This window comes from Streptomyces aurantiogriseus (genome assembly GCF_014649375.1).
GTDB classification, from domain to species: Bacteria; Actinomycetota; Actinomycetes; order Streptomycetales; family Streptomycetaceae; genus Streptomyces; species Streptomyces aurantiogriseus.
Genome location: NZ_BMSX01000004.1, coordinates 439,317 through 463,808 on the forward strand (window position 1 = coordinate 439,317; position 24,492 = coordinate 463,808).

The following is a 24,492-nucleotide window of genomic DNA, read 5'->3' on the forward strand; positions in this document are numbered from 1 at the left end:
AATGGCCGAATCAGCACTACATGCGTTTTCCGACCTTTCAGGCAAAGGGGATGCCGGAACTCGCATGTCCACTACTCAGCTGGTCGAGGACCAGCACTCTCGTAGTACCGAGCCCGCGCCTCCCTCACCCCGTCGAGCGCGGCGCCCTCTCCCGCACCGTCGACGTTGAGCGGCGGCCCCAACCGGGAGATCAACTCCCCCTCCACCGATAGCGGATCGGGGCGCTCGACCCAGGTGAGCGCGAGGTGCTCGTGCATCCACTCGGTGAGCCGCTCCTCGTCCTCCCGGACAAGGACCACCCGGTCGGTCCACACCGTCCGATAGCCCTCGGTGGGCATGAGCAGCCCCGCCAGCGTCCGTCGCAGCGTCGAACTACCGGAGCGCCTCAGGTGGTTCGAGGTGACACGGCTCCGCAGCCGGGTGGCCTTGCCGAGATACAGCAGTCGGCGCCCGGGGTCTGCAGAGTTGGCCGGCCCGGGAAACGACGGGAGAACGCTCGGCGGCGCCCACCAGGCATACAGCCCCGCGGTCCTCGGCAGCGCGACCGCCGCCTCGGACAGCAGCCGCGGTGCGGTGAACAGGGCTTCGGTGGTCCGTTGCACGGCCGTCTGCTCCGACATGGCCGCAGGATAGAGCCACAGACAGAGGGCGCTCCCCGAGTCCTCCAAGTCCACTCCACCGAGGTGATGCGTACTCGCCCGCGAAGGCCGAGCGGTGCTCACGAGTTCGCGAGACGCGACCCGACGTGCCCTTTGTACGTCCTTGGGCGGCTCGGCACACCAGGCGACCCCGATGGGGACCGGGTGGGGACAGCACGGGGACAGGCGGCCCTGATGGGGACAGATTGGGGACGTAGTGCTTGGTACAGCCAGGGACCGAGCGGGACTGCTTGGGACCGGCCGGGACCTCGTTCGTGCAGGTCAGAGGCAATGTGGATGCCCTTGAAGGCGCCTCTCTGGAGTTCTGCCTGGTGAGGCCGCTCCCGCCCCGCCCGCCCCAAACGCGATCTTGGCTTTCTCCTAAGACGTCGTTTCTTATGGCTGTCAGAGCGGCATGAGAGCCTCTGGGCATGAGCTACGACCTTGCTGTCTGGGAAGGCGAGAGGCCGGCGGACGACAAGACCGCCGGTCGGGTCTTCAGTGACCTGTACGACCGTTACATCGACGGCGAGGTGGAAGAGCCGCCGTCCGAACGCATAGCGGCCTACGTCGCCGCGCTGCTTGAGCGGTGGTGCGACCTCACCGAGGACGACGAGGACACTTCGCCCTGGTCGACCGGGCCGTTGATCGGCGAAGCCAGCGGTCCGTTGATCTACTTCCCCATGCGGTGGAGCATGGCCGAGGAGGCGTCGGCCTACGCAGCGGCCGTCGCCGAGTCGATGGGGCTGATCTGCTTCGACGTGCAGCAGGACCGGCTCAGACCGTGAGCGGGGTCGCCAGGCGGCGGTAACCGATCAGGGTCGCGGCTATGCCGACGAAGGCGAGGAAGTGCTCAGCCTTGCGTTCGTACCGCCGGTGCAGCCGACGGCAGCCGGCCAGCCAGGACACGGTTCTCTCCACCACCCAGCGATGTCGGCCCAGCCGCTGTGAGGATTCAATCCCTTTACGTGCGATGCGATGGCGTATCCCCCGCCGACTGAGCCACCGGCGCAGGTGGTCGTAGTCATATCCCTTGTCGGCGTGCAGTTTCGCCGGGCGCCGGCGGCGCGGGCCGCGGCGGGACCGGATGGGCGGGATGCCGCGCACGAGCGGCTCCAAGCCCTGGCTGTCGTGCAGGTTCGCGCCGGAGATGCCCAGGGACAGCGGCAGCCCGTTCCTGTCACAGATCAGGTGGATCTTCGATCCCGGCTTGCCGCGATCGGTCGGATTCGGTCCCGTCAATGGCCCCCTTTTGCCGCCCGCAGACTGACCGAGTCGATCGCACACCGCGACCAGTCCAGCTCGCCTCGCGCTCCGAGTTCGTCGAGGATCACTCGGTAGAGCTTCGCCCAGACCCGGTCCCGGCTCCACTGGGCGAATCGCCGGTAGACCGTGGGCCAGGCCGGGCCGAACACCGGCGGTAGCTGACGCCACGTGCAACCCGACGTCGCCACGAAGATGATGGCAGCCAGAGCCTCACGGTCACCCGCTCGACGCCGGCCACCGCCCTGCGGACGTATCACCACCGTCGGCGGCACCACCCGCCTGAACAGCACCCACAACTCGTCCGGTACCAACCGCTCAACCAGATCCGTCATGCACGGATCAACGAACGATCACGCCATAAGAAACGACGTCTAAAGCGGGTGTCGCAGGTTCGAATCCTGCCGGGGGCACAACGCATTGCCGCTCTGACCTGGGCTTTCTCCCCCAGGGAGGGCTCTACTCGGCCTCGGACTCCTCGTCCGGGGTCGTTTGCGTGAGCGGGAGGACGTCACCGTAGCAGTGGGCCGGAGGCTCGGCGGGACGACAGGCCATAGACACCTGGCACCCACTCGTGTCCCGGCGTGCTCAGGAGGACCACGCCGCGAGGAGTTCCGCCGGGCCGTACGCGGCGTCGAGCCCCGCGCAGTCGGTCCCGCTGCGCGAGATGGCGATCACAGGCACGGGAGCAGGCGTGAGCGCGGCGCGGTGCCGGTGCAGCGCCGCGAGATCGTGCCGGTCGAACGGGGAGCTCTCCAGCCACTTCACCGAGCCGACGAACAACAGCTCCTTGGCGATCGGCGCGCGGTCCGCTCCCACGACGTCGATCTCCACATCGTTGGTACGGGTCCAGTAACCGCCGATGGCGGGGGCGGCGGGGAGGTTCGCGTCGGGCAGCAGCCGTGCCAACGCCTCGCGCACCAAAGGTTCAATGGCCCTGCCACGCCAGCTGGTCCAGTTTTCACGGATGCGCTGCAGTGTCAGGTCACCCCGGCCCCGCTCGATCTCCTCCATCGCCGGACCCAGGAGCTTCAGCCAGAAGCGGAGGTAGGGATCCGCGACCCGGTAGCGACGATCCTTCGAAGGCCGCGTGGACACGGGAAGCTCCGCCGCGATCACCCGCTTGTCCGCAAGGATCCCCAGCGACCGCTGTAGCGGGGTCGCCCCGATCCCGCCGGCGGCGCGGGCAATATTGGAGAACGTCCGCTCACCGCTGCCGATCGCCGAGAGGACGGTGCGGGCTTGGACCTGCTGGGGGAACTCTGCAGCAAGCGAGCGCTCCGCCGATACCAGCAAGGCCGACACGGGATCGCTGAGCGCCGTCTGCAGGAACTCCCACATCCCGGCGCCGTGCGTCCACTCCGCACAGATCAGCGGCAGTCCACCGGTGATCAAGGCCGCATCGAAGGCCGAGGCAGGATCGAGGCCGAGCATCTCGCCCACCTCCGCCGGGTTGAGCGGACCCAGCACCATCTCCCGTCCGCGCTGGTGGAACGGGCGTCCATAGCTGTTCAGCGCCTCCATCATCGACAGGTCGGAACCGATGAGAACCAGCAGAACCGGCTTCTTCTCCAGCACTCGGTCCCAGGCCCGCTGAAGCATGCCCTCGAAGGCGCCCTCCGCATCCATCAAATAGGGCACCTCGTCCATGACCACCACGCTCGCCCGGTCGTGCGGAAGTGCCGCCGCCAGTACGTCGAAGGCCGCATCCCAACTCGCCGGGCGGGCCGCGGACAACAGATTCGCCAACGGAAGGCTGGACGACTGCGCATCCTGGCTGAGCCGCTCCAGGTCCGCCCCCGGCGACGCCCCTGTGGCGGCATAGAAGAGGAACGGCGCACCGGACCTCTCGGCGAACCGCTCCACCAACCGCGACTTACCCACCCGGCGGCGCCCTCGAAGCATCACGCAGCGCCCGGGCCGCTCCCCACCGACCCCGGCCGTCACCTTGCCGAGCTCGCGATCCAGCGTCTCGAGCTCGTGCCGCCTGCCCACGAAATCTGCCATGCCGCCGCCTCCCCAGTATCACCTAACGACACAAATACTAACATCACAGTTAGCAACATTGATGTTAGTTAGAGGAGAGGTTCGGGGAGATGCTACTCCCCCGGTGTACCCACCGGAGAAGATCAGCCTTCCGCGCCCCAGCATGGTCCGGTATTGGACGCCCGGCAGTCGCCGGATGCGTGAACAGCGCGTGAGGTGACTGCGCAAAAGGACCCGTCCTGAGCCGGATGGGCCGGCCGCGACGACCTGATCCGAGGGAGACGCAAGGGGGCGCACACCGCATCAGTGCGGCGGGGTACCCCCTTCGGTTACGGCGCCCCGGCACGGGTTGGGCACACATCACGCGGCGTCTTCCTCCAGGGCGGCCACCGTCTCGGCGGCCTCGCGAGCCTTCCTCTCGGCCTTCTCCAGCTTGGCCTTCGCTTGGCCAACTGCTTGGCACGGCGCAGAAACGTGTGCCCTGTGTGCCCTGCGCTTCCTCGACCGCAACCGCCGCTGGTGCTCCGTCCACCTGCGGCAACCGCACCAAGAAGTGCGCACGGAACGCATGCGCAAACGCGCTCAGCTCACTCGGCGCGCTTCATGCGAAAGGCAGGGCCGGGAACGCTCTCGATGTCTTCCGTCTGCACGGTGTGGCCTCGTTCGCAGCGGATCTGGACGTCGACGTGCGCTCCGTGGACCGACCTCACCCTCGGGAACGCGTCGGTGGACGAGAACGAGGACAACGACAAGATGCTCAGCAGGAGCACCCTCGAGCTCTTCCGGGCAATCCTCGCTACAGGAGCCCGGAGTGGACTTCGCCGCCCCCGAGATCAGCCTCGTGAACGCCGACCTGACCGGTCTGCCGCCCACCACCGTCCACTACGGCGAATACGAGACCCTCGCCGACGACGGCGCCCAGCTCGCCCGCCGCCTCGCGGACTTCAAGGTCACCTCCGAGCTCCACCCGCTGCCCGAGGGACAGCACTCGTTCGTCCTGGGCGCGGGACGCGTACCCGAGGTCGACCAGGCCATCCAACAGATGGGCCAGTGGCTGCGCCGGCACCTCGGCACCTGAGCAGGACCTGAATGTGACGACGGGGCCTGCCGAGCAGGCCCACTGCACCACCGCGATGCCGGGGACCAGGCCACTGGTCTCCGGCATCCTGCTCGACCATGGCGGCCGGCATGCGGTACTTGTGTCCGACACCGTCCTGCACGCCACCACACATCTGTCCCTCGATGCCACAAAGGAGTGCGCGCTGGAAACGTACGAGGATGTCTTCCGCGCCAGTACCGAAGACCCGGAGAGCTTCTGGCTGAAGGTGGCAGAGGGCATCGACTGGGATGTCACTCCACGACGCGCCCTGGACTCCTCGGGCGCACCCTTCTACCGCTGGTTTCCCGACGGGCGGCTCAACGTCTGCTTCAACGCCGTCGACCGACACGTCGAAGCCGGGCGCGGCGAACAGCCCGCGCTCATCTACGACTCACCCGTGACCGGTGCCCGGCGCCCCCCGCCGATGACAGGCGTAGGCACCCACGGCCACCGAAGAGCGGTGGACCGCCTGACTCGGCGAGCGGCTACCCGGCGACTGCAGCAGCTCCATCGGACAAGTCGGACACCAGGCCGAATGGCGCCAGGGACACTGTACGAGCGGGAGTACTCGCCGGCAGGCCCTTGAGCAGGGCTCGCGGAATCGGAGGGGTAGGTTCAGGGTGACGTCGAGCCCCGGCTGCGGTCTACGCCGATGGCTCACGACCCAAGCCGGGCACCGGGTCCCAGCCGGGCGGTGACTTGCCCAGGGGTGAGGGTGGAGTGCCCCTCGGAGCACTCGACGACGACGCGGACCGGAGCGTCGCAGTCGGTGTGGCGAACGTCCAGTACAGGGCCCTCGGGGCCGAGGGCGTACGCCTCACCCCACTGCCTCAGCGCCATCAGGACGGGCCACAGGTCCCAGCCCTTGCGGGTCAGGCGGTACTCGTTGCGGGAGCGGCTGCCCGGCTCCTGGTAGGGGACGGTCTTGAGGATGCCGGCCGCGATCAGCTTCCGGAGGCGGTCGCTGAGGACGGCCTCGGACAGGCCGATATGGCGGTGGAAGTCGTCGAAGCGGCGGACTCCGTTGACGGCGTCCCGCAGGATCAGCAACGTCCATTTCTCTCCGACCACGTCGAGCGTGCGCTGGACGGGGCAGTTCTCCGTGCTCGCCTCAAGCCACTCCATCCGGCCATCGTAGGGGCCTGGCTTCGTCATTGACAGTCAGGTGAGACGGAAGCTAGCTTCACTTGCAAAAGTCAGACGGGAAGGCGCTCGGTCGTGGGACGGACACGTACGTATCAATGGGAAGATCCCGCGATCCTGGCGGAGGCCGCCGGACGCATGGCCGGCATCGACTTCCTGCGCGAGTTGCAGGCGGGGCGACTGCCGGGGCCGCCCATCAACTACGCCATCGACTTCGCCCTGGAGGAGGTGGAACCCGGCAGGGCGGTCTTCTCCCTGACGCCGGGAGAGGAGCACTACAACCCGATCGGCAGCGTGCACGGCGGCATCTTCGCCACCCTGCTCGACTCGGCGGCGGGATGCGCCGTCCAGACCACCCTCCCGCAAGGCATGGCGTACACCTCACTCGACCTGACGGTGAAGTTCCTCCGGCGGATCACCGTGGAGACGGGCACGGTGCGCGCCATCGGCACGGTTGTCAGCAAGGGCCGTCAAACCGCCCTCGCCCAGGCGCAGTTGGTCGACGCGAAAGACCGTCTCCTCGCCCACGCCACCAGTAGCTGCCTGCTCTTCCCGGTTCCTCCCTCTCAAGGGTGAGCGTCGGCGGCGACCGGTGAATCGGACCTTGTCCCCCACTCACCGACGCCTCATCCCCGGACGGCCCAGACGGCGTTGAAGGAGGCGTGACCACGACGCTGCGGCTCACGCCCGTCATCGGCGTACAGCGCAGCGGTAGCGAAACGGTTCCCCACCCCGAACTGGAGCCGATCTTCACCGAGCTCGCCGGGCCCATCGCGCTCCGCAGACGTCTGGTCCGACAGGCCCTGCCAGGCCCTCTCGTCCGGCACCCCTCCCCGCGGCCCGCCCGGAGACGCCCACTCCGCAGCAGGTGAGAACGCCCCACACGCGTGAGCGATGCGTGAGCGGACGGTGCGGGACGAGCCGTCACATGCTGGTTCCTCCCCGTGTACCGCGTGGCGCTGATCAGGAAGAACAGCTCCACACGGCACAGCCATGCACCACCCGGCAAGGATTCGATCCCACTCCTAAAGCGGGTGTCGCAGGTTCGAATCCTGCCGGGGGCACAGCAACCTCGGGCCTCTGATGAGGGCCGTCCCAACGTCACACTCCACGTCGGCGGTCGCCCACGAGCCCGGTCTCGTAGGCGACGATCACGAGCTGGGCACGGTCGCGCGCACGCAGCTTGGTGAGCAAGCGTCCGATATGGGTCTTGACCGTGGCCAGGCTCAGATGGAGGTGCTCTGCGATCTCCGTGTTGGACAACCCCCGCGCGATCAGGCCGAGCACCTCCAACTCCCGGTCGGTGACTCCGTCCAGCGAGCGGCTGGGTGGGCGCGCAGGCTCCGGGCGGCGGGCGAACTCCGCGATCAGGCGGCGGGTCACCGAGGGAGCGAGCAGTGCCTCGCCCGCGGCTACGACGCCGACAGCGGTGAGGACCTCGGAGGGCGGAGTGTCCTTGAGCAGAAAGCCCGCGGCGCCGGCGCGCAGGGCGCCGTAGACGTACTCGTCCAGGTCGAAGGTGGTGAGGATGAGGACCCGGACGCCGGACAGCACCGGGTCCGAGCAGATCAGCCGGGTCGCCTCGATGCCGTCGAGGTCCGGCATGCGGATGTCCATGAGCACGACGTCCGGCCGTTCGCGGCGGGCGAGTTCGACGGCCTCCGCTCCGTTCGCGGCCTCGCCCACGGCTGTCATGCCGGGCGTGTGGTCGACGAGGACCCGGAAGCTGCCGCGCACCATCGCCTGGTCGTCGGCGATCAGTACCCGGACCGGGGGCACGTCGGTCATGGTTGCTGGTTCCCTTCGGTGGGCAGGCAGACGGACACCGCGAAGCCGCCCTCCGGCCGGGGGCCCGCCTCGAAGCTGCCGCCGTACATCATCACCCGTTCACGTATTCCCAAGAGTCCGTGCCCGCCCGGCAGTTCGCGGACGGGATGCCCGGGTGCGGACGGTGGTCCCTCGTCCGCGATGTCGATGCGGATCTCTCGTTCATCCGCCTCGACGGTGACCTGGCAGCGGGTCGGGGCGGCGTGCCGGACCGCGTTGGTGAGGGACTCCTGGACGATCCGGTAGACGGTCAGTTGTGTTCCCTCGGCCAGAGCCTCCGCGGCGCGCACCGTCAGGTCGACGTCCACCCCTGCCCGGTTCGCCTCGGCCGCGAGCGAGTCGAGGCGGTCGAGGCCCGGTGCAGGCCCCAGGGGTGCGCCCTCGGTGCGCAGTACGCCGAGCGTGCGCCGCATCTCGGCCAGCGCGGAACGGCTTGTCTCCTCGATGACCTTGAGGGCGGCCCGCGCCTCCTGCGGGTCGGCCTCCGCCACGTGCCCGGCGACACCCGCCTTGACAGCGATCAGGCTGAGGTTGTGCGAGACGATGTCGTGCAACTCCCGGGCGATCCGCAGGCGTTCCTCGGCCAGTGCGTGCTCCGACCGGCGCCGCTGTTCCCGGACGGCCCCGGCCCGGCGGCTGCGCACGGTGAACCCCGCGCCCCAGGCCCCGCCGATCACCAGGAGCACGAGACCGGCCACTCCAACGGCACCCCGCCCGTCTTCGGCGGGAGTGACCACCGCCTCGCCGAGATACACGGCACCGCCCGCCACCGGCAGCGTCATCGCGAGTGCGGGCACGGACCGGCGGGTGGGTTCGGCCAGTCCGACGAGGTAGCCGGCGAGCCCGGCGGCGGCGTACGGCTCGCGGGGGATGTCGAGCAGCGACGCCGTGGTCAGTGCGGCCAGCACGGTCACCAGGACTGCGAGCGGCCAACGGCGGCGTACGGCGATCGGCAGGCCGACAGCGGCGGCGATCAGACAGCCGAGCCAGAACGGTCCTGTGTAGACGGGCTGGCCGTCGTCGGCGGTCAGCCGGGCGAAGCCGATGTATACGGCGGTCAGGGCCAGGGCCGCGCAGAGGTCGAGGGCGTAGAGATGGCGCTGCCGCTTGGACTTCATGGTCCGACCGTACTTGGACGTGTGCACTCAACCGGCCTGTCCGAGCAGCACCATCAGTCCGAGCGTGACCAGGGTCAGCGGCACCCAGCGCAGCACCGCCGCCCGGCTGGGACGGGGCGCTTCACGCAGTAGCACCAGGCCCAGCGGCACCAGTGCGGCGCACAGTCCTGCCAGGGCCACCAGCGACAGGGGGGTGGTCCCCTTGAGTACGCCGAGGGGCAGCGCCGCTGTGAGGCCGAGTGCGGTAGCGCGGACCGGGCCGAGCACCCCGGTGCGCCAGGCGCCGAGGGCAAGGACGATCCACCCGGCGAGGATGGCGAGGTTCAGCGTGGCGAAGACGTGGAAGGCGCCGTAGCCGGCGGAGACCGCTTCGGTGGCGGGCCCAGCTCCCTCGGAACGCACGAGCTGAAAGGCCAGATGGTCCACTCCTGCGTGGAAGGCGCGGGCGAACAGTCCGAACATGACCAGCACCCCGCCCCACAGTCCCCAACCGGCACTGCGGGCCCCGATCCGTGCGGCCACCACGGCCACGGCGGGCCAGAGCAGCAGGCTGCCCGCGGCAAAGAGGCCGTATGCGGTGGCCATCAGGGTGGGGTGCCGCTCGTACGCGGCGAGTTGATCGGGGTAGAAGAAGTGGAAGCGGGCCCGCAACAACGCGCCGGTCAGCATCAGGAGTGGGCCGAGCACCATGGCAGACCCGCCCACCCAACGTCCGGGAAAGCCGGTGGCCTCCAACCGCTCCACAGGCAACGCGCCACGCAGTCGGACGCCGATCGTCGTGACCGGGATGGCCATGGATGTCTCCGGGTTCGTCATACCGACGACGATGCCTTCGCCGCCCCTGCGGGGCGTCGGACCAGGAGCTGAACCGCACGGTCAGACCTGGGTATGACCCACCAGGCTGCCTGAACGGTCACTGCCTCCAGCCCGCAGCAGACGCCTTGCCAGGAGGGCATCCCTGCGGAACGTATTCAGCACACATGAGGACGGGAAACCCCGCGAAAAGCGTCGGCGGGCTCTGGCTCCTCTGTGGGAGGGGTGTTCTCGGAGGTGGCGCGGGCGCGCGGTACGAGCCGGGCTGCGGCCTCGGCGATCGCCAGGTCCGCCTCGGGGAAGCGGCTCGTGTACGTGTCGGCCGTGATGGTGATCGAGAAGTGGTCGGGTCGCACCCCACGCCGCCCGCCGGGCTCGTGCAGATCACTGCTGACACTGCGGAACAGGCGGAGTGTCAGGTCCTGCCAGCCCTTCTCGTCGGCCCTCAACTCGACTCCCTCTCAGCGGTCTCGGTGAAGGCCAGCCCTTGCAGGGAGAGTCGTTGCGTTTCGTATCGGCCCTCGGTCGTGGCCTCCACATCGAAGCCGTGAGCGGCTACCGGTGGGTAGCCGATGAGTTCGAGCGCCCGGCTGGGCAGTGCCTGTCGGGATGCCTCTTCTGATTCCCACAGCAGCACGGCTCCCCACCGGTTGGTGGCGGGATCGGAGAGCCACATTTTGAAGCGGAGTCCGGGCACCTTGGAGAAGGCGGTGACGGATTCATCGCGCAGGTAGTCACGCATGGTCTCGATGGTCTGGCCGGAGGCGGACAGATCCCACCAGACGATGTCGGCGCGCATAGCCATCTTTCCTTTCATGAACGGGGTGCAGGCTGACGGCGGCTACCGGACGGAGAGACAGCGCGAGGCCGGCGGAGCCGGCCGTGCCCGCCGCTCGGCAAGATCGGCACGTCCCTCACGCCGTGCCTGGTGAAGACCTCAGGTGCGGTTCTGTCTCTGCGGCGGGTGGGGCGGCCAGGGCCCGAGGGCGGGTAGTCCGTGCGCCGCTACCGGTGAGACTGCGGGCGTGCGTCCGGCCAGCCAGGCCGCCAGGTCGCGCACCCGCCCGGTGACCACCGTGCCCGGCCGGCCGCCGACGGACCACTGGCGGCGCACGTCTTCGGCGTATACGCGCGTGCCTGCCGGCAGGCGGCCAAGGAGGAATGCGATGGCGTGAGTGGCCAGACCCTCGGGCCAGTCGTCCGGCCGTACGCCGAGGTCCAGGTCGACCATGTGGATCCATGCCTCGCGCCAGCGTGCCCAGACCGTCGCGGCCAGGTCGGCGTTGCGGAACGTGACCGAACGTTTCCAGTCCTCGTCGTCGGCGCGTGCCCAGGCTGCCTCCAGGCGGGCTGAGTGTGCGGCGAGTTCGGCCCGGTGCTCGGCGGCACTACGGCCGGCCGTGGCCTCGATGATCGCGTTGCGCTCGTCCACGCCACCGTCGTAGGCCGCCACCAGGTCCCCGCGCAGGGCATGCTCCGCGAGACGGGCGAACATCCTCGCGTTGTCGGTGAGATGCGCCAGTACGTGGCCACGGGACCAGCCCGGAAGGGCGGATGCTTCGGCGAGCTGCTGGTCGGTCACTCCGGCGACGAGCCGTTCCAGGGTGCCGTGGGCTTCGATCACGGCTGCGACAGGTGGTTGCATGGGCAGCCCTTCTACGAGGCGGAAAGCGGGTTCACGACGGCGGGCGCTACCGGCCCGTTCTGGGGATGAAGGCACCGTGTACAACCTGCGCCGGCTGCAGATCCTGCGGGAGCTGAAGCACCGCAGCACGCTGGCGGCCGTCGCGACGGCCCTGTCCTACAGCCCGTCCGCCGTCTCCCAGCAGCTCTCCCTGCTGGAGAACGAGGTCGGCGCACCACTGCTGCAGCCACACGGCCGCCGGGTGCGGCTGACCCCACAAGCCGAAATCCTGGTGGCCCACACCGAGGCGGTACTGCGCCAACTGGACCAGGCCGCGGCCGACATCGCCGCGTCCCTGGCGGAGGTGACCGGCACACTGCGGGTGACCGGGTTCCAAACGGCCGCACTGGCGCTCCTGCCCCGGGCGCCGGTCTGGCTGCGCGAGACCCACCCGGGGGTGCGGGTGACGTTCACCCAGGCCGAGCCGGACACCGCGCTGCCCGCCCTCCTTGCACGGGACTGCGACCTCGTCATCGACGAGGTCTTCCCCGGTCGGCCACAGGCCCGCGCAACCGAGGTCGAACACCAGTTGCTGGCGCGCGACCCCATGCGGCTGGCCACGCCCGGCCTGGCGGAGCTGGCGGAGCTGGCCGGGCGGCCGTGGGCGATGGAGCCAGTAGGCACGCCCGCCCGGGAGTGGACGACGGCGGTGTGTCAGGAGGCCGGATTCGAGCCGGACGTCGCGTTCGAGACCGCCGACATGCTGGTGCACGCCGAGCTGGTGGCGTTGTCCATGGCGGCGGACAACGCCCAGACTGCCGCGCACCGCCACCTCCCCGCACAACGCGGCCACCTCCCCGAACAACGCGCATAGGCGCGCACTCCACAGGACTGACCGGTCCGCAGTATGGAGGCACGTTGTGTGAGTCGGGGCCGGCTGCGGTGACAGGAGGCAGATCCGGACAGTCGGCGGGTACCACGTCAGGGTCGTTCGCGCTGCCGGTGGCCGTTGGTCCGGGCCGCGCAGAAGGAGTTCAGCGCGTGGTCGTGGCCAGGCGCAGCCCCAGGGCGACCAGCACGCCTCCGCTGACCGCTTCGACGCGACGCCGGATCCGTGGCCGGCGGAACCAGGCTCCGGTGCGGCCCACAACAGCGGCCAAGCTGAGGTAGAACGCCGTTTCGATGAGCACCTGCACCGCGGCCAGCAGCGCGGTGGTGGCGAACAGTGGACGACTTGCCGGAACGAACTGCGGATAGAACGCAATCATGAAGAAAGCGGCCTTGGGGTTGGCAAGCATCACCACTGTTCCTTCGCCGAAGGCCGTCCACCATCCCCCTCGGCTCGCGGGCGGCGTGATCGACGCTTCTGCGTCTGCCGGTGCATCCCCCGGGCGGGTGCGGCTGCGCCACACCGTGCGCCATGCCTTGATGCCGAGGTAGACCAGGAACACCGCACCGACCATGCGAAGCACGACGAACGCCACCTCGGAGGCCGCCACGAGAGCGGCCAGACCGGCACCGGCGGCCAGCGCCCACAAGTACAGACCCGCTTCGAGTCCCAGGACGGTGGGTACCGCCGCCCGCCACCCGCGCAACGCCGCCTGCCGAAAGATCAATATCATTGCCGGCCCCGGCGACGCCGAGATGAGGAGCACGGCAACCACGAACGGGGGTAACCACGCAAGCAGATCCATGAGCTGATCGTGCCAGCGCCCAGTAGCCCGTTCAACGGCTTGCCCACCGAGGGCCGGACCCCGGACTGGAGCGACAAGGACCATGCTCGGGCTGGTCAGACCATGATTGGTGGAGTCGAAGGGGACGATCGGGCCAAGCTGCTTCTTGCCTACCGACCTTCGACCTGGGTTCGCGTGGTCATTCCTTTCCCCTGGCCGATAGTGCGAATCTGCAGCCCGTTCGAACTCAGGCACGACAGCCGTCGCACCGATCGTTGATCCAGTCAGGGCCTGTCGCTCCGCTCACGAGAGCCGGGCCCGGCTGGGGGCATCAGTCCCCAGCCACGCTCGACCGACTGACGGCATCGGTCGGGTTCGTCTCCTGCGCTGGTGAACAGTGCGGTCAGCATGGGCACGCCGTGAGCGAGTGCCTGGTGCGGCAGAGGGCCTGTGGCGACAAGTGAGGCGAGTCCGTGGCCGATGGTCCAGCTCTGTGTTGCCAGTTCCAGCGGGTCGATCTCGTCACGGAAGCGGCCGTTCGCCTTGGCCCGGTCGATGGCGTGGACGAGGCGGTGCAGGGTTTCGTCCGCGGCGCCGGTGTCTTCGAGGTCGAAGCCCTCATCGAACATGACGCGGTAGAGATCGGGGTTCTCCAAGGCATTGGCCAGGTAGGCGGCCCCCAGTGCGGCGAGGTCGCGTACCGGGTCCGCGGACGTTGTGACGGCCGCGAGTTTGGCGGCCAGGCGCGTGAAGCCTTCTTGCCGCAAGGCCTTCCACAGGCCGTCCATGCCGCCGAAGTAGGTGTAGACGGCCATTGTTGACACGCCGGTTCCAGCGACCAGGGCGCGGAGCGTGACCGGTTGCCGCATCCGCAGCATCTGTGCGGCTCGGTTGAGCAGCAGGGTGCGGACCGCTGGGTCTTTCGTCCTCGCCATGGCCCCACAATACATAGCATCGCTATGCTTTCAGGGGGCTGATCTTGCTGTCCCTGACGCCAAGAGGAAGAGGCCGTCCATGTCCGTGACGCTGGTCAATCCCGAGGGGTTGCCGAAGCCCGATGTCTACCGGCAACTGTCGGTAGCCACCGGATCGAAGCTGGTGTTCCTTGCGGGGCAGGTCGCCCGTGATGCCGACGGCCGGCCCGTGGGCGAGGGTGACTTCGCCGCTCAGGTCGAACAGTGCTATCTCAATGTCGCCACTGCTCTGGCCGGGGTCGGTGGTTCCTTCGATGACGTGGCGAAGCTGACCATCTATGTCGTCGACTGGAGTCCCGAGAAGATGCCGCTGCTGGGTGAGGGCGTGGGCCGGGCGGCAGCCAAGCTGGGCATCGATCCGGTCAAGCCGATCACCCTGCTGGGCGTTGCGGCGCTGGGGGAAGCGGATCTCCTGGTCGAGGTCGAAGCCACCGCGGTCATCGAGTAGCCGGATCGCTGCGAGCAGCGAGACCGTGGTCTGGTCATGCTGAGCCGGGGGGATCTGACGGACCGCGAGTGGGCGGTGCTGGAGCGGCTGCTGCCGGTGAGTAACAACCGGTGCGGCCGATGGCGCGATCACCGGCAGGTTATCGACGGGATCATTCACCGGCTGAGCACCGGGGCGCAGTGGCGGAAGTGCCCGAACGCTTCGCCCCGTGGAAGACCGTCCACAACCGGCACTTGCTGTGGTCGGCCGACGGCACCTGGGAGAGGCTCCTGCCGCACGTCCAGTCCGCTGCCGACACCGAAGGCGGCACTGCCTGGAACATCAACGTCGATTCGACCATCACGCGCGCTCACCAGCACGCCGCAGGAGCACCTCGAACCCCCCTACCAGCGCCGAGCCCTTCAAAAGAGGTCGTCATTCCAGCCGCACGGCCATCTTCTTCCCATGATTGGCGGTGAAAGCAGCCGAGCCCGACAACGTCCCAGCCCCGCCATTCACCCAGGCCAGCGACCTAGTGGGCCACAAGTGCTCGCAGCTTCCCAATGCCGATGGCCCACCGTCGGCCTTGACCTCATCGGCCCGCCCTGATCGGCTGAGTCCATGGCCACGGACCCCAGAGAGTACGAGAAGGCGATGCCGATCGTGGCAGCCCACATGGCGAAGATCGAGCGGGCGGTCGACCGGACCCGAGCCTCACACGCCGGGCAACCCTGTGCGGCAGTCCATCAAGCGCTTGTCGAAGCGCTGCAGGACGAGGCCGCTCAGCGTGTCGTCCCGCAGGTGATCGAGGAGTTGGCGCGACAGATCTCTGAGACCCCCGCGAGCCCCCCGTCCTGACATCCACGCCTGACATCAACGGCAGCAGACAGCAGGAGCCCTGGGCACCCCGTAGCGGCCTCCCCCCCGGGGGGGGCCACACATCATGGTCATGTAGTGAGCATGGCTCCCTGGACGGCCTTGGACAAGGTCGCAAGCGCGGCCTGCCTCCCTCCACGGCTTTACAAGGCGTCCGCATGTCGTTCGGAGGTCTTGATCAGTCGAACGATGAGTTCTTGCGGGCTGCCGGGTCAGTACGGGCATGACTGCTGTGAACACACCGCCGGTCGTCTCCCGCTCGGAGTGGCTGGCCGAAATCGACACCCTGCGCGCCCGGGAGAAGGCGCACACCCGAGAGGGCGACGCGATCGCCGCCGCCCGGCGACGCCTGCCGATGACCGAGGTGGACCCATCGACTCCGATCGTCGGAGGCAACGGAGAAGTCCCCCTGATCGACGTCTTCGAGGGCCGCACCCAGCTGTTCGTGTCGTATCACATGTGGCACGACGGCCGCCCCGCCGCGGACCAGTGTGAGGGCTGCACCTTCTTCACCGGCCAGGTCCGCGAACTGTCCTATCTGCACCAGCGTGACGTCACCTTCGCCGTCTTCTGCCAGGGCCCCTACGAGGAGTCCGACCGCTACCGCCGCTTCATGGGCTGGGACATGCCCTGGTACTCCGTCCCCGCCGAGTCGCACGAACGGCTCCTCGCCGGCCGCCACTTCGGGATGAAAGCGAGCTACCTCCGCGACCGGAACCGCGTCTACGAGACGTACTGGACCACCGGCCGCGGCGTCGAACCCATGGCGCCGTCCTACGGCATCCTCGACATGACCGTCCACGGACGGCAGGAGACCTGGGAGGACTCCCCGCCAGGCTGGCCACAGCCCTACGAGACCCTCGGCCAGCAGTTCCGCAAGGACGGACGGCCGACCGCGCAATGGGCACGGATCACCGCCGGCCACGACGACGACCTCCACAGCGGACAGCCCGGCACGGGCGGCTCAGGCTGCTGCTCCTGACCCACCGCACCCGCTCGGCCTCTTCCCGGGACTTCTGCGAGTACGAACGGACGAACTTCCCCATCTCTCCCGTCGTCGACCGCCGTTCATGCCCGTCAAGCCTCAACCAAACGATCACTTTCGGAAAGCGGAAGCCTTTGGGAGAACGTCACTGGCCGGCCCGTTCTCCTCAGGGCTCGGCGGACGAGCCGGCTAACGAGCCACGCGGTAGCGGAGGTAGACGACTCTCGAGCTGAAGGTGCGGGTCTCGACGAGTTCGAGATCCACCCGGCGCTCGCGTTGGGGAAAGAACGGAATGCCACCGCCCACAAGCACCGGGTAGACCATGGCCCGGTACTCGTCGATCAGACCCAACGCGGCCGCCTCGGCGGCGAGAGTCGCGCCGCCGATCGCGATGTCGCCCTCCCCCGGCTCGGCTCGCAACCGCTCGATCTCCTCCGCCAGGCCGCCGGAGGCCAGGCGGGCATTGCCCTGCACCTCCGACAGCGTGGTGGAGAACACCACCTTGGGCAGCGGATTCCAGAGCGCGGCCCACTCGAGCTGGGAGTCGTCGAGCGACGGATCCTGGTCGGCGGTCTCCCAGTACAGCATCGTCTCGTACAGCCGTCGTCCCAACAGGTGGACGCCGACCTCCCGGATCTCGTCGATCCAGAAGCGAAAGACCTCCTCGTCGGGCACCGTCCAGTCGAAGTCGCCGTCCGGCCCGACGATGTAGCCGTCAAGTGAGACGCTCATCGAATAGGTCACGCTGCGCATCAGAGTCCTCCTGGTAACGGGTTCGACAGTACGACCGCCGGACGCCGCAGGACTCATCGCGGCTCGCGGGATCCCCTGGGCCGAGTCGTCTCACGAGATCATTTCGTTGAGAAAACCTCAGTGTGCCGCCCCCTGCGTGCCCGATCGGACGGCCATGGGCGGGGAACAGCGGGGAAGGCCGGCGAGTCGCCCGGGAACGCGCAGGTCGGCGCCTTGCCGGGTCAGACCCCACCCGGCTACGCGATCCTCCAAACTGGTGCTCTTGTCACCGTACGGGCCGCCGACTGTACGCTCACCGGCAGCCGCCGACGCGGACGAGGAGGCTCATGGAACTATCGCCATCGGCGCTGAACCGTCTTGCGAACAGCAGCCTCGGAGCCACTCCGGCAGTCGTGGGAATCGCCTACGCCGCACAAGCCAGTACAGGCATTGAACGGCTCGCGGCTTGTTTCGCGGTGAGCGGGTTCGCGATCCTTGCCGTGCGGGGCTACCGACTCGGAGTGACGTGTGAGCACTCGAGGATGGTGGTGCGCGGCCTCGTGCGCACTCGGGTGATCGCCCGGGAGCGCATCACCGAGATCACGGACTTCCCGGCAGTCAGGTGGACTACTCAGGCGGGGAAGACTCAATGGACACCCATCACCGCGCTCGTGACGAGCTCAGGCGAGATGTCCGCTACCCGGCTCCACAAGGAACGTGCCATCGGGAAGCTGCGGCGCTGGGCAAGGGGCAAGCAGTAGGTCGGGGACGGACGAAAGGAAGACGTCACCGATCAACCGCCGATGTGGGGCTGCCCGCTCGGACTGGGACCACCCCTGGCGGCTGTCCGTTGTCAGCCCGCGCTCGTCCATGCATCTGGGCGGGGCACCAGCACTGCGGAGACCACCGTGTGGGACGAGGTCATGACATCGACCACGAATCGCAGGCGCCCGACGTCGAGTCGGCGCAGTGCCGGACCGTGGTCGGCGGCGACGACGAGAGAGACCGCGAGCAGAAGGAGTCGCCAGAGGGCCATCACCGGGCGGCGCATTGCGCGGGGCAGTTCCGCCAGGGAGGCGTGCAGTCGCTCGCAGTGGAACGGGACGTGGCGCTGCTCGTCGGACAGGATCCGCCCCGCCACATCCGCAGTGAGCGAGTCGTCGGTGCCATCGCGCAGGGCCCGGTAATAACGCAGCGCCACCACTTCCGCGATCATCAGCACCAGCAGTTCCATGCGCAGGCCCATGAGACGCCGCAGCCGTACGAAGACCATGTCGCTCCAGTGCCCGGTCAACGTCGGTATGCCCCCTGCGGCCAGCAGCCGAGCAAGGAGACGGGCGTGGTTCTGTTCCTCGGCGATGAAGAGCCGGACCGCCTGCCCGTAGTCGGCGTCGCCGGCCTGGTCCGCTTTGCCGACAAGGTTGGCGCCGTCGCCGTCCTCGCCCACCTGGAAGCGCTGGATGCTGGCCCACACCGCCGGATGCAGCGTCGCGCTTTGCCCCCAGTCCGGATCACCCTGGGCGCGCCTGCGCTCGCGCTCGTCCTCGAACCGCCTTGTCCACTTGGCGAAGCCGCCCGTCTGCACCCGGTCTCCCCTCTCCGGGACACAGCCACCGTGCCCCGGAGAGGGACGACGCAGGCGGACCCCAAACCGTTCCACTGCCGCCAGGCGCACCCCCATCCCTTTCTCGCCCCAGCCGCGAGGTGCGCCTCCAGCCCGGCCCGCCCGATGATCGCCCTCACCGAGGTCATCTCGTCCAGAAGACCTTGGTACTAATCTGATCAGCCTCAACGGCTTTTCGAAGCAGGGCCCCATGCGAAGCAGGGCCCCATGGGAAAGGTGACCGGTGATGTCGCTGAGCCCCGGCGATGCGGAGTCCATAGGCGGCTACACGCTGGTCGACCGGCTCGGTAGCGGCGGCATGGGCGTCGTCTATCTGGGCCACTCGGACTCGGGACGGCGGGTCGCGGTCAAGGTCGTGCACGCGCAGTACGCGCAGGACGAGGAGTTCCGGACGCGTTTCCGGCAGGAGGTCGCGGCGGTCCGCCGGGTGAGCGGGGCCTTCACGGCCCCGGTGGTGGACGCCGATCCGGACGCCGAACGGCCGTGGATGGCGACGGTGTATGTGCCGGGCCGCACGCTGTCGGACATCGTGGCCAAGGACGGCCCGCTGCGCGGACGTGAGGTGCGCACGCTCGCGCTGGGCCTTGTCGAGGCGCTGCGGGACATCCACCGGGTGGGTGTGGTCCACCGTGACCTGAAGCCGAGCAACGTCCTGATGGCCGAGGACGGACCCCGCGTCATCGACTTCGGCATCTCGCACGCCGTCGACAATGAGGCCCTCACGGTGACCGGGCGGCTGATCGGCACCCCGCCCTTCATGTCCCCGGAGCAGTTCGCCGCGCCGCGGGACGTCACCGCGGCCTCGGACATCTTCTCGCTGGGGTCGCTCCTGGTGTACGCGGCCACCGGCAACCGTCCGTTCGACGGCAGCAGCCCGTATCTGACGGGTTATCAGGTGATGTACGAGGCACCGGCCCTGGACGGAGTCGCCGAACCGCTCCGGAGCATCGCCGAACGCTGCCTGGACAAGGATCCGGCCGCCCGGCCCGACCTCGCCGAACTGCAGCGGATGTTCCGGACGCTGCCGGATTCCGCCGCGCCGGTCGTGCCGGGAGTGGCCGACTCAGCGGAGACCAGCCCCCCGGTTTCCCTTACGCTCCCCGTTCCGGACAGACGTCGGGGGCGGCGCATCCTCGTCGGCCTCGCCGCAGCCGTGGCCGTCACCGGGCTGAGCATCGCGGCGGTGAACATGGGGGCGCATGAGACCAACACGTCCCAGTCGCCCACTGACCCCGCCCCCGCGCCCGCCGCCGCGGTGACACTGCCGCCGAAGCACGTGCTGTGGGACTACCAGATCGGAGGCGCGTACGCCCCGCCGACCGGTGTGCGGGTGGTCAGTCGCGACCACGAGGACGCGCCCGCGCCGGGTGTGTACAACATCTGCAATCTCAACGCCTTCCAGGCACAGGAGCACGCGGAAGGTGACTGGGACTCCGACCTGCTGCTGCGCGACGCCGACAAGGACGTCGTCTACGACAAGGACTGGGGCGAGGCGGTCCTGGACATCCGCACGGACGCCAAGCGGCAGCGCATCGCCGCCAAGCTGAACACCTGGATCGACGAGTGCGCGGCCAAGGGGTACAAGGCCGTCGAGCCCGACAACTACGACACCTTCACCCGCTTCCCGAAGTACCTCACGGCCGACCAGGCCAAGGCCCTGATGAAGCTGCTGTCGGCGCACGCCCACGAGAAGGGCCTGGCCATCGCCCAGAAAGGCACCGCGGAGCTCCTGTCCGACCGTGCGGCGGTGGGCCTGGACTTCGCCGTGGTGGAGGAGTGCGGCGAGTGGGACGAGTGCGGTGAGTTCGCCGAGGCGTTCGCCAACAACGTGTTCGTGGTCGAGTACACGGCGAAGGGCAAGTCGAAAGCATGCTCCGGCTGGAGCAGCGAACTGAGTATCGTCCGCCGCGACCAGGATGCTGTGCCCAAGGGCGCGAGCGGCTACCTCCGCCAGACCTGCTGACGCCGAGCCACTGCGGCGTCCTGCGGGTACCAGCGGAGTTCCACGGTGTTGCCGTCCGGGTCCTGGACGTAGACCGACGTGGCGGTTCCGCGTGCGCCGAAGCGCTCGACGGGGCCTTCGAGGACGGTGAGGGTTTCCGACTTGATGAACTCGTCCCAGTCCAGCGGTTCTACGGTGAGACAGATGTGGTCGACGTTGGACTCCCCTCGGGGGCGGCTGACCAGATCGATAATGGTCTCAGGGGTGATGCGCACCGACGGGAACGGGATTTCGCCGGCCCGCCATGCGGCGACGCGTACAGAAGCGGCGTCCTTCCGGTCGGGGAGCATTCCCGGCGTTATTACCCTCGGCCGGACGTCGCCTACGTGCCCCTCCACGACGCACCGCCGATCGAACGGGGGCCGGTGTGGCTCGAGGGGAACACCACGGAACGCGTCCGCGAGTTCGTACGAGCGGCGACAGACGTTGCCGAGACGCCGCCGATCGCTCGAGCGTGCTGTGAGCAGCTGCGGAGGCCGTGATCACAGAAGTGCGGTGCGCCCGAGCGGGAGCTGCTCCATCGTCGCCACGCTCACGCCGGGTAGGGAGCGGCGTCGCGTGCCGACCGGAGCGCGCCCGCCCACCAGGCCAACTGGTCGAGCAGCGTCTTGGCGTACCCGGGGGCCTCGGGGTCGAGGGGTCGGCCGTCCTGCCACGCCGTGAAGTAGTTCGGGAAGGCGAGACCGTCGCGGATCGTCACGGCGTGCAACTCGGTCAGCACGTTCTCCAGGTGCAGCACCGCGTGCCGGCCACCTGCCGCACCGCCGTAGCTGACGAAGGCGACGGGCTTGGCCGTCCACTGGGTGAAGTGCCAGTCGATGGCCGCCTTCAACGACGCGGGATAGCTGTGGTTGTACTCCGGCGTGACCACGATGAACGCGTCAGCGCTCTCCAGAGCCGACGTCAGTGCCGCCATCCCGGCCGGACGGGGGTAACCGTCGCCGGCGAACTTCGGCGATGCCGCGGGAAGCGCCAACGGGATGTCGATCTCGGCCAGATCGACGACTTCTGCATCGAAACCACCGTGCGTGCCGGCCTGTTCGGCGACCCACGAGGCCACCACCGGGCCGAACCGTCCGTCCCGGACGCTTCCGACGATGATCACCAGCTTGTGCTTGTTCTTCTCCATGCCCACCACGATCAGGCCGCGCCGTGGCTGCAGCCAGACCGTGCTCAGGCTGGCCCCCACAGGGCCATCCTGAGCACTCCGCAGTCCGCGGGCAGCACCGTATGCTCGCGGCATGGGTACGCCGTTAGGGGACTTCGTTCGCTCCAAGCGCGACAGCATCCAGCCGGAGTCGCTGGGACTGCCGGATCGCGGCCGTCGCCGATCACCGGGTCTACGGCGGCTGGATCTCGCCACGCGGGCCGGCATCAGCGTCGAATACCTGACCCGCATCGAACAGGGCCGAGACCGCAATCCGTCGGTGGCGGTGGTGAACGCGCTTGCCGATGCGCTCAGCCTCGACCCTTCGGAGCGCAACCACCTGCGCTACCTCGCGAAGATCACTGGCGGCGAATGTTCCGCTCACTGCCGGCCCGCACCACCGCCCCGCGACGTCCGCCCGCCGGTCCTGGAGACCCTCCGCCTCCTTGAACCGGGGATCGCCATGGTGACCAACCGGCTGGGCGACATCCTCGCCCGGACCAGCGGCTACGAGTCGGTGACGAGCGGAACCGGACTGCTCGACACCGACGCCCCGAACCTCACCCGCTACCTCTTCACCGACCCTCGCGCCCGGACGTTCTTCGCCGACTGGGACGACGTCGCGGACGAGCAGGTCTTCGACCTGTGGCTCGCACCGTCCGTCGAGAACTCCGAGTGGTTCACCGCGGAGCTCGCCCCCGTCGCCGGCCCCGACTTCACGCGCCGCCTGAACCGTCACGAGGTTCCGCGACGGGGAGCGCTCCGCCTCAAGCACCCGTCCGGGCACGAACTCCGGCTGCTCCGCGAGACGCTCGAACTCTCCTCGGACGCCCAGCAACTGGTCGTGTTCCTCCCCGCGGACGAGGGGACGGCCCAGGCCGTCGACCAACTCCGCCGCCTGCCCCACAGCCGGCTCCGGGCCATCTCCTGACCGCGGCCGTCAACCACGTCCTGACTCGCGCGCATGGCCAAGGACGTCACCTGCTGGACGTGCACAGCACCCGCGGGCACGGGCCGGTCAGCCCTCCTGCAGGCGCACCAGCCGGGTCGGCAGCCCCGCGATCGGCTCCTGGGCGAGCGGGGTTCCGCTCTCCGCCTTGAGCGCGCGTTCCACGACGGCGTACCCGATGCCTGCGGCTTCTCCGCAGCCGGCCAGGGAGGCGCGCACCCGCACCGCGTCGGGGCGGTCGGGGCGGGCGACGGCGATGTCGGCCGTCTCCGTTCCGTCCGTGCGGATCTCCAGGAGTGCGACGGGGGCGGGTACGTACGCGTACCAGGCGTCGCTGGCGGTGCCGAGCTGGTCCAGGAGCCAGGCGTACCGCAGCAGGGGTGGCGCGTCGGGGCCCGGGGCCCAGTGCATGTCGTCGTGGTCGAGGGGAGGGGGCGCCGCGGGTCCGGCCGCGCCCAGAGTGTCCAGGAGGGCGGGTACGCCGGCCTCCGGATCGGGGCGCAGGGTGATGTAGCCCCCGTCCGGCCAGTCCACCTCCACGGACGGCGTCGTCTCCGTGAGCGAGATCCGGCGTACGACGAGGCCCAGTGACGCGCTTCCCCGCTGGATCGCCGCGAGGTCGGTGACCAGGGGCGCCCACCATTCGGCCGCGGGCCACCGCCGTGCCGGTCGGGTCGGCCGAGTGCTCATGGAGGATCTCCCTGAGGTCGCCGGTGGGCCGGCCTTCGGGCAGTCGGCCGGCCCATCGGGTGACTGTACGCGGACGTGGCCCGTCCGGTCAGAGGTTGATGGCGTTGCGGACCCAGTCGGGGCAGCGGCCGGGCACGCCCTCGCAGAAGGCGGTCACGGCCCCGAAGGCCTTGCCGTCTCCCAGTTTGCGGTAGTCGATGCCCGCGAGCACCGTCTTGACCTCGGTGACCCGGCAGGTGCGGAAGATCCACCAGCCGCTGCACTCCACGTGCAGGACCTCGGTCCGGTAGTTGTAGGTGGACGGGCCGATCTGTTCCTTGCCCGTCGGTCCGGGCCGCGGGTACATGGTGGTCGCCTTGACGGCGTCGAGGCTGAGGTTGTGCTTCTGGTCGATCTTGGTCAGGCCGAAGCCGCCTCCGCCGCCGTTCCACCAGCCCTTGCGCATGGTCGCGTCCCAGCCGTCCCGGTCCTTCCATTCGGCCACGACGTCGAAACGGTCCGCCGGAGGGGCGTCGGCCGCGGCGGGTGCCTCTTCGGCGGCCGTTCCTTCGCCGGCGGCGAGTTTCTCCGTGGTCTGCCGCGGGATGCCGTAGTCGGTGAGGTCCTTCAGCTGGAACGAGTGGTCGCGTGGGATGCCGGCTCCGGTGTCGACGACGGAGAACTCCACGAGCCCCCTGTCGTCCGGCCCGGCGGGGGCGGCCTGCGCCGACGCCGGCATCACCAGCGCCGTACCCATTGCGGTCGCCAAGGCGGTCACGGCGATCCCGGCACGTTTCCGTACGGTGTTCATGATCCTCCCCGTTGCCTGTCGGCGGTTCCCCCGAGGCGTGCGCCGCAGGGGCCCCGTCCTGTCGGCGAGGAACCATAGGGGCCGGTCTTCGCAGGAGTAAACGGGCCACCGG

General features: G+C 69.0%; 29 protein-coding genes. 11 read left to right on the forward strand and 18 right to left on the reverse strand.

Annotated features, from left to right (window positions below):
• Window positions 1–71 precede the first annotated feature (71 nt).
• Window positions 72–620, reverse strand: coding sequence for a GIY-YIG nuclease family protein (locus IE263_RS11475; RefSeq protein ID WP_189935039.1), 549 nt, complete (start codon window positions 618–620; stop codon window positions 72–74).
• 449 nt (window positions 621–1,069) lie between these two features.
• Here IE263_RS11475 and IE263_RS11480 point away from each other — a divergent pair, with 449 nt between their 5' ends.
• Window positions 1,070–1,426, forward strand: coding sequence for a hypothetical protein (locus IE263_RS11480; protein WP_189935041.1), 357 nt, complete (start codon window positions 1,070–1,072; stop codon window positions 1,424–1,426).
• Here IE263_RS11480 and IE263_RS11485 read toward each other — a convergent pair.
• Window positions 1,416–2,236 (reverse strand): IS5 family transposase gene (locus IE263_RS11485; protein WP_189935043.1). Its coding sequence is split into 2 segments (ribosomal slippage): window positions 1,416–1,886 and window positions 1,889–2,236, totalling 819 coding nucleotides; the frame shifts between segments, so codons are not numbered across the junction. The genes IE263_RS11480 and IE263_RS11485 overlap by 11 nt on opposite strands.
• 253 nt (window positions 2,237–2,489) lie before the next feature.
• Window positions 2,490–3,908, reverse strand: coding sequence for an ATP-binding protein (locus tag IE263_RS11490; protein ID WP_189935045.1), 1,419 nt, complete (start codon window positions 3,906–3,908; stop codon window positions 2,490–2,492).
• 790 nt (window positions 3,909–4,698) lie between these two features.
• Between IE263_RS11490 and IE263_RS11495 the strand changes: the two genes are divergently transcribed.
• Complete coding sequence (locus IE263_RS11495) at window positions 4,699–4,965, forward strand: alpha/beta hydrolase (protein ID WP_229910909.1); 267 nt, start codon at window positions 4,699–4,701, stop codon at window positions 4,963–4,965.
• Window positions 4,966–4,978: 13 nt separating this feature from the next.
• Window positions 4,979–5,572 (forward strand): acetyl-coenzyme A synthetase N-terminal domain-containing protein, encoded by a 594-nt coding sequence (locus IE263_RS49945; RefSeq protein WP_229910910.1) that lies wholly within the window; start codon window positions 4,979–4,981, stop codon window positions 5,570–5,572.
• Between the two features lie 71 nt (window positions 5,573–5,643).
• On the opposite strand, the gene IE263_RS11505 is transcribed toward IE263_RS49945, so the two are convergent.
• Window positions 5,644–6,111, reverse strand: coding sequence for a winged helix-turn-helix transcriptional regulator (locus IE263_RS11505; RefSeq protein ID WP_189935047.1), 468 nt, complete (start codon window positions 6,109–6,111; stop codon window positions 5,644–5,646).
• Between the two features lie 93 nt (window positions 6,112–6,204).
• Here IE263_RS11505 and IE263_RS11510 point away from each other — a divergent pair, with 93 nt between their 5' ends.
• The gene (locus IE263_RS11510; RefSeq protein ID WP_189935049.1) at window positions 6,205–6,705 is read left to right on the forward strand and encodes a PaaI family thioesterase; all 501 of its coding nucleotides are present in this window, start codon (window positions 6,205–6,207) and stop codon (window positions 6,703–6,705) included.
• Between the two features lie 525 nt (window positions 6,706–7,230).
• Here the strand turns inward: IE263_RS11510 and IE263_RS11515 are convergent.
• The 6 genes from IE263_RS11515 to IE263_RS11540 all read right to left on the reverse strand — a co-directional run bounded on the left by IE263_RS11515 (window position 7,231) and on the right by IE263_RS11540 (window position 11,532).
• Window positions 7,231–7,917 (reverse strand): response regulator, encoded by a 687-nt coding sequence (locus IE263_RS11515; protein ID WP_189935051.1) that lies wholly within the window; start codon window positions 7,915–7,917, stop codon window positions 7,231–7,233.
• Entirely contained in the window at window positions 7,914–9,074 is a 1,161-nt protein-coding gene (locus IE263_RS11520) for a sensor histidine kinase (protein ID WP_189935053.1), read from the reverse strand. The genes IE263_RS11515 and IE263_RS11520 overlap by 4 nt, the downstream gene beginning before the upstream one ends.
• 27 nt (window positions 9,075–9,101) lie before the next feature.
• Window positions 9,102–9,890, reverse strand: coding sequence for a hypothetical protein (locus tag IE263_RS11525; RefSeq protein ID WP_229910911.1), 789 nt, complete (start codon window positions 9,888–9,890; stop codon window positions 9,102–9,104).
• A gap of 155 nt (window positions 9,891–10,045) precedes the next feature.
• Window positions 10,046–10,336: a hypothetical protein gene (locus IE263_RS11530; protein WP_189935055.1), complete on the reverse strand. Its 291-nt coding sequence runs from the start codon at window positions 10,334–10,336 to the stop codon at window positions 10,046–10,048.
• Entirely contained in the window at window positions 10,333–10,686 is a 354-nt protein-coding gene (locus IE263_RS11535; RefSeq protein WP_189935056.1) for a YdhR family protein, read from the reverse strand. Before IE263_RS11535 ends, IE263_RS11530 begins: the two co-directional genes overlap by 4 nt.
• A 138-nt stretch (window positions 10,687–10,824) precedes the next feature.
• Window positions 10,825–11,532: a maleylpyruvate isomerase family mycothiol-dependent enzyme gene (locus tag IE263_RS11540; RefSeq protein ID WP_189935058.1), complete on the reverse strand. Its 708-nt coding sequence runs from the start codon at window positions 11,530–11,532 to the stop codon at window positions 10,825–10,827.
• A gap of 76 nt (window positions 11,533–11,608) precedes the next feature.
• On the opposite strand from IE263_RS11540, the gene IE263_RS11545 reads away from it, so the two are divergent.
• Window positions 11,609–12,385: a LysR family transcriptional regulator gene (locus IE263_RS11545; protein WP_189935060.1), complete on the forward strand. Its 777-nt coding sequence runs from the start codon at window positions 11,609–11,611 to the stop codon at window positions 12,383–12,385.
• A 160-nt stretch (window positions 12,386–12,545) separates the two neighbouring features.
• Here the strand turns inward: IE263_RS11545 and IE263_RS11550 are convergent, their stop codons facing one another.
• Complete coding sequence (locus IE263_RS11550; protein ID WP_189935062.1) at window positions 12,546–13,205, reverse strand: LysE family translocator; 660 nt, start codon at window positions 13,203–13,205, stop codon at window positions 12,546–12,548.
• A gap of 263 nt (window positions 13,206–13,468) precedes the next feature.
• A complete protein-coding gene (locus IE263_RS11555; RefSeq protein ID WP_189935064.1) occupies window positions 13,469–14,119 on the reverse strand; it encodes a TetR/AcrR family transcriptional regulator in 651 nt (216 codons plus the stop codon).
• Window positions 14,120–14,198: 79 nt separating this feature from the next.
• Here IE263_RS11555 and IE263_RS11560 point away from each other — a divergent pair, with 79 nt between their 5' ends.
• The 3 genes from IE263_RS11560 to IE263_RS11570 all read left to right on the forward strand — a co-directional run bounded on the left by IE263_RS11560 (window position 14,199) and on the right by IE263_RS11570 (window position 16,443).
• Window positions 14,199–14,606, forward strand: coding sequence for a RidA family protein (locus IE263_RS11560; RefSeq protein ID WP_189935066.1), 408 nt, complete (start codon window positions 14,199–14,201; stop codon window positions 14,604–14,606).
• A gap of 36 nt (window positions 14,607–14,642) precedes the next feature.
• Window positions 14,643–15,194: a transposase gene (locus IE263_RS49950; protein WP_189935068.1), complete on the forward strand. Its 552-nt coding sequence runs from the start codon at window positions 14,643–14,645 to the stop codon at window positions 15,192–15,194.
• A 490-nt stretch (window positions 15,195–15,684) separates the two neighbouring features.
• A complete protein-coding gene (locus IE263_RS11570) occupies window positions 15,685–16,443 on the forward strand; it encodes a DUF899 family protein (RefSeq protein ID WP_189935070.1) in 759 nt (252 codons plus the stop codon).
• Between the two features lie 192 nt (window positions 16,444–16,635).
• On the opposite strand, the gene IE263_RS11575 is transcribed toward IE263_RS11570, so the two are convergent.
• Complete coding sequence (locus tag IE263_RS11575; RefSeq protein WP_189935072.1) at window positions 16,636–17,199, reverse strand: dihydrofolate reductase family protein; 564 nt, start codon at window positions 17,197–17,199, stop codon at window positions 16,636–16,638.
• Between the two features lie 326 nt (window positions 17,200–17,525).
• Between IE263_RS11575 and IE263_RS11580 the strand changes: the two genes are divergently transcribed.
• A complete protein-coding gene (locus tag IE263_RS11580) occupies window positions 17,526–17,939 on the forward strand; it encodes a hypothetical protein (protein WP_189935074.1) in 414 nt (137 codons plus the stop codon).
• A 92-nt stretch (window positions 17,940–18,031) separates the two neighbouring features.
• Here the strand turns inward: IE263_RS11580 and IE263_RS11585 are convergent, their stop codons facing one another.
• Window positions 18,032–18,763 carry a ferritin-like domain-containing protein gene (locus tag IE263_RS11585; RefSeq protein WP_189935076.1) on the reverse strand — a complete coding sequence of 244 codons (732 nt, stop codon included), beginning with the start codon at window positions 18,761–18,763 and terminating at the stop codon, window positions 18,032–18,034.
• A 265-nt stretch (window positions 18,764–19,028) separates the two neighbouring features.
• Between IE263_RS11585 and IE263_RS48375 the strand changes: the two genes are divergently transcribed.
• Complete coding sequence (locus IE263_RS48375; RefSeq protein WP_229910912.1) at window positions 19,029–20,765, forward strand: endo alpha-1,4 polygalactosaminidase; 1,737 nt, start codon at window positions 19,029–19,031, stop codon at window positions 20,763–20,765.
• Here the strand turns inward: IE263_RS48375 and IE263_RS11600 are convergent.
• Both IE263_RS11600 and IE263_RS11605 read right to left on the reverse strand, forming a co-directional pair.
• Window positions 20,744–21,094: a VOC family protein gene (locus IE263_RS11600; RefSeq protein WP_229910913.1), complete on the reverse strand. Its 351-nt coding sequence runs from the start codon at window positions 21,092–21,094 to the stop codon at window positions 20,744–20,746. The two genes, IE263_RS48375 and IE263_RS11600, sit on opposite strands and share 22 nt — an antisense overlap.
• Before the next feature lie 242 nt (window positions 21,095–21,336).
• On the reverse strand, window positions 21,337–21,933 hold the full coding sequence (locus tag IE263_RS11605) for an NADPH-dependent FMN reductase (RefSeq protein ID WP_189935378.1): 597 nt from the start codon (window positions 21,931–21,933) through the stop codon (window positions 21,337–21,339).
• Between the two features lie 112 nt (window positions 21,934–22,045).
• On the opposite strand from IE263_RS11605, the gene IE263_RS11610 reads away from it, so the two are divergent.
• Window positions 22,046–22,882: a helix-turn-helix domain-containing protein gene (locus IE263_RS11610; protein WP_189935078.1), complete on the forward strand. Its 837-nt coding sequence runs from the start codon at window positions 22,046–22,048 to the stop codon at window positions 22,880–22,882.
• Window positions 22,883–22,969: 87 nt separating this feature from the next.
• On the opposite strand, the gene IE263_RS11615 is transcribed toward IE263_RS11610, so the two are convergent.
• Both IE263_RS11615 and IE263_RS11620 read right to left on the reverse strand, forming a co-directional pair.
• On the reverse strand, window positions 22,970–23,590 hold the full coding sequence (locus IE263_RS11615; RefSeq protein ID WP_189935080.1) for a hypothetical protein: 621 nt from the start codon (window positions 23,588–23,590) through the stop codon (window positions 22,970–22,972).
• An 88-nt stretch (window positions 23,591–23,678) separates the two neighbouring features.
• Window positions 23,679–24,380 carry a hypothetical protein gene (locus tag IE263_RS11620; RefSeq protein WP_189935082.1) on the reverse strand — a complete coding sequence of 234 codons (702 nt, stop codon included), beginning with the start codon at window positions 24,378–24,380 and terminating at the stop codon, window positions 23,679–23,681.
• Window positions 24,381–24,492: the final 112 nt, after the last annotated feature.

Coding starts and splice junctions, on each gene's coding strand:
- IE263_RS11475 (WP_189935039.1), bottom strand. CDS start 620: ATGTCGGAGCAGACGGCCGTGCAACGGACCACCGAAGCCCTGTTCACC.
- IE263_RS11480 (WP_189935041.1), top strand. CDS start 1,070: ATGAGCTACGACCTTGCTGTCTGGGAAGGCGAGAGGCCGGCGGACGAC.
- IE263_RS11490 (WP_189935045.1), bottom strand. CDS start 3,908: ATGGCAGATTTCGTGGGCAGGCGGCACGAGCTCGAGACGCTGGATCGC.
- IE263_RS11505 (WP_189935047.1), bottom strand. CDS start 6,111: ATGGAGTGGCTTGAGGCGAGCACGGAGAACTGCCCCGTCCAGCGCACG.
- IE263_RS11515 (WP_189935051.1), bottom strand. CDS start 7,917: ATGACCGACGTGCCCCCGGTCCGGGTACTGATCGCCGACGACCAGGCG.
- IE263_RS11520 (WP_189935053.1), bottom strand. CDS start 9,074: ATGAAGTCCAAGCGGCAGCGCCATCTCTACGCCCTCGACCTCTGCGCG.
- IE263_RS11525 (WP_229910911.1), bottom strand. CDS start 9,890: ATGACGAACCCGGAGACATCCATGGCCATCCCGGTCACGACGATCGGC.
- IE263_RS11535 (WP_189935056.1), bottom strand. CDS start 10,686: ATGCGCGCCGACATCGTCTGGTGGGATCTGTCCGCCTCCGGCCAGACC.
- IE263_RS11540 (WP_189935058.1), bottom strand. CDS start 11,532: ATGCAACCACCTGTCGCAGCCGTGATCGAAGCCCACGGCACCCTGGAA.
- IE263_RS11550 (WP_189935062.1), bottom strand. CDS start 13,205: ATGGATCTGCTTGCGTGGTTACCCCCGTTCGTGGTTGCCGTGCTCCTC.
- IE263_RS11555 (WP_189935064.1), bottom strand. CDS start 14,119: ATGGCGAGGACGAAAGACCCAGCGGTCCGCACCCTGCTGCTCAACCGA.
- IE263_RS11560 (WP_189935066.1), top strand. CDS start 14,199: ATGTCCGTGACGCTGGTCAATCCCGAGGGGTTGCCGAAGCCCGATGTC.
- IE263_RS49950 (WP_189935068.1), top strand. CDS start 14,643: ATGCTGAGCCGGGGGGATCTGACGGACCGCGAGTGGGCGGTGCTGGAG.
- IE263_RS11570 (WP_189935070.1), top strand. CDS start 15,685: ATGACTGCTGTGAACACACCGCCGGTCGTCTCCCGCTCGGAGTGGCTG.
- IE263_RS11575 (WP_189935072.1), bottom strand. CDS start 17,199: ATGCGCAGCGTGACCTATTCGATGAGCGTCTCACTTGACGGCTACATC.
- IE263_RS11580 (WP_189935074.1), top strand. CDS start 17,526: ATGGAACTATCGCCATCGGCGCTGAACCGTCTTGCGAACAGCAGCCTC.
- IE263_RS48375 (WP_229910912.1), top strand. CDS start 19,029: ATGTCGCTGAGCCCCGGCGATGCGGAGTCCATAGGCGGCTACACGCTG.
- IE263_RS11600 (WP_229910913.1), bottom strand. CDS start 21,094: ATGCTCCCCGACCGGAAGGACGCCGCTTCTGTACGCGTCGCCGCATGG.
- IE263_RS11605 (WP_189935378.1), bottom strand. CDS start 21,933: ATGGAGAAGAACAAGCACAAGCTGGTGATCATCGTCGGAAGCGTCCGG.
- IE263_RS11610 (WP_189935078.1), top strand. CDS start 22,046: ATGGGTACGCCGTTAGGGGACTTCGTTCGCTCCAAGCGCGACAGCATC.
- IE263_RS11615 (WP_189935080.1), bottom strand. CDS start 23,590: ATGAGCACTCGGCCGACCCGACCGGCACGGCGGTGGCCCGCGGCCGAA.
- IE263_RS11620 (WP_189935082.1), bottom strand. CDS start 24,380: ATGAACACCGTACGGAAACGTGCCGGGATCGCCGTGACCGCCTTGGCG.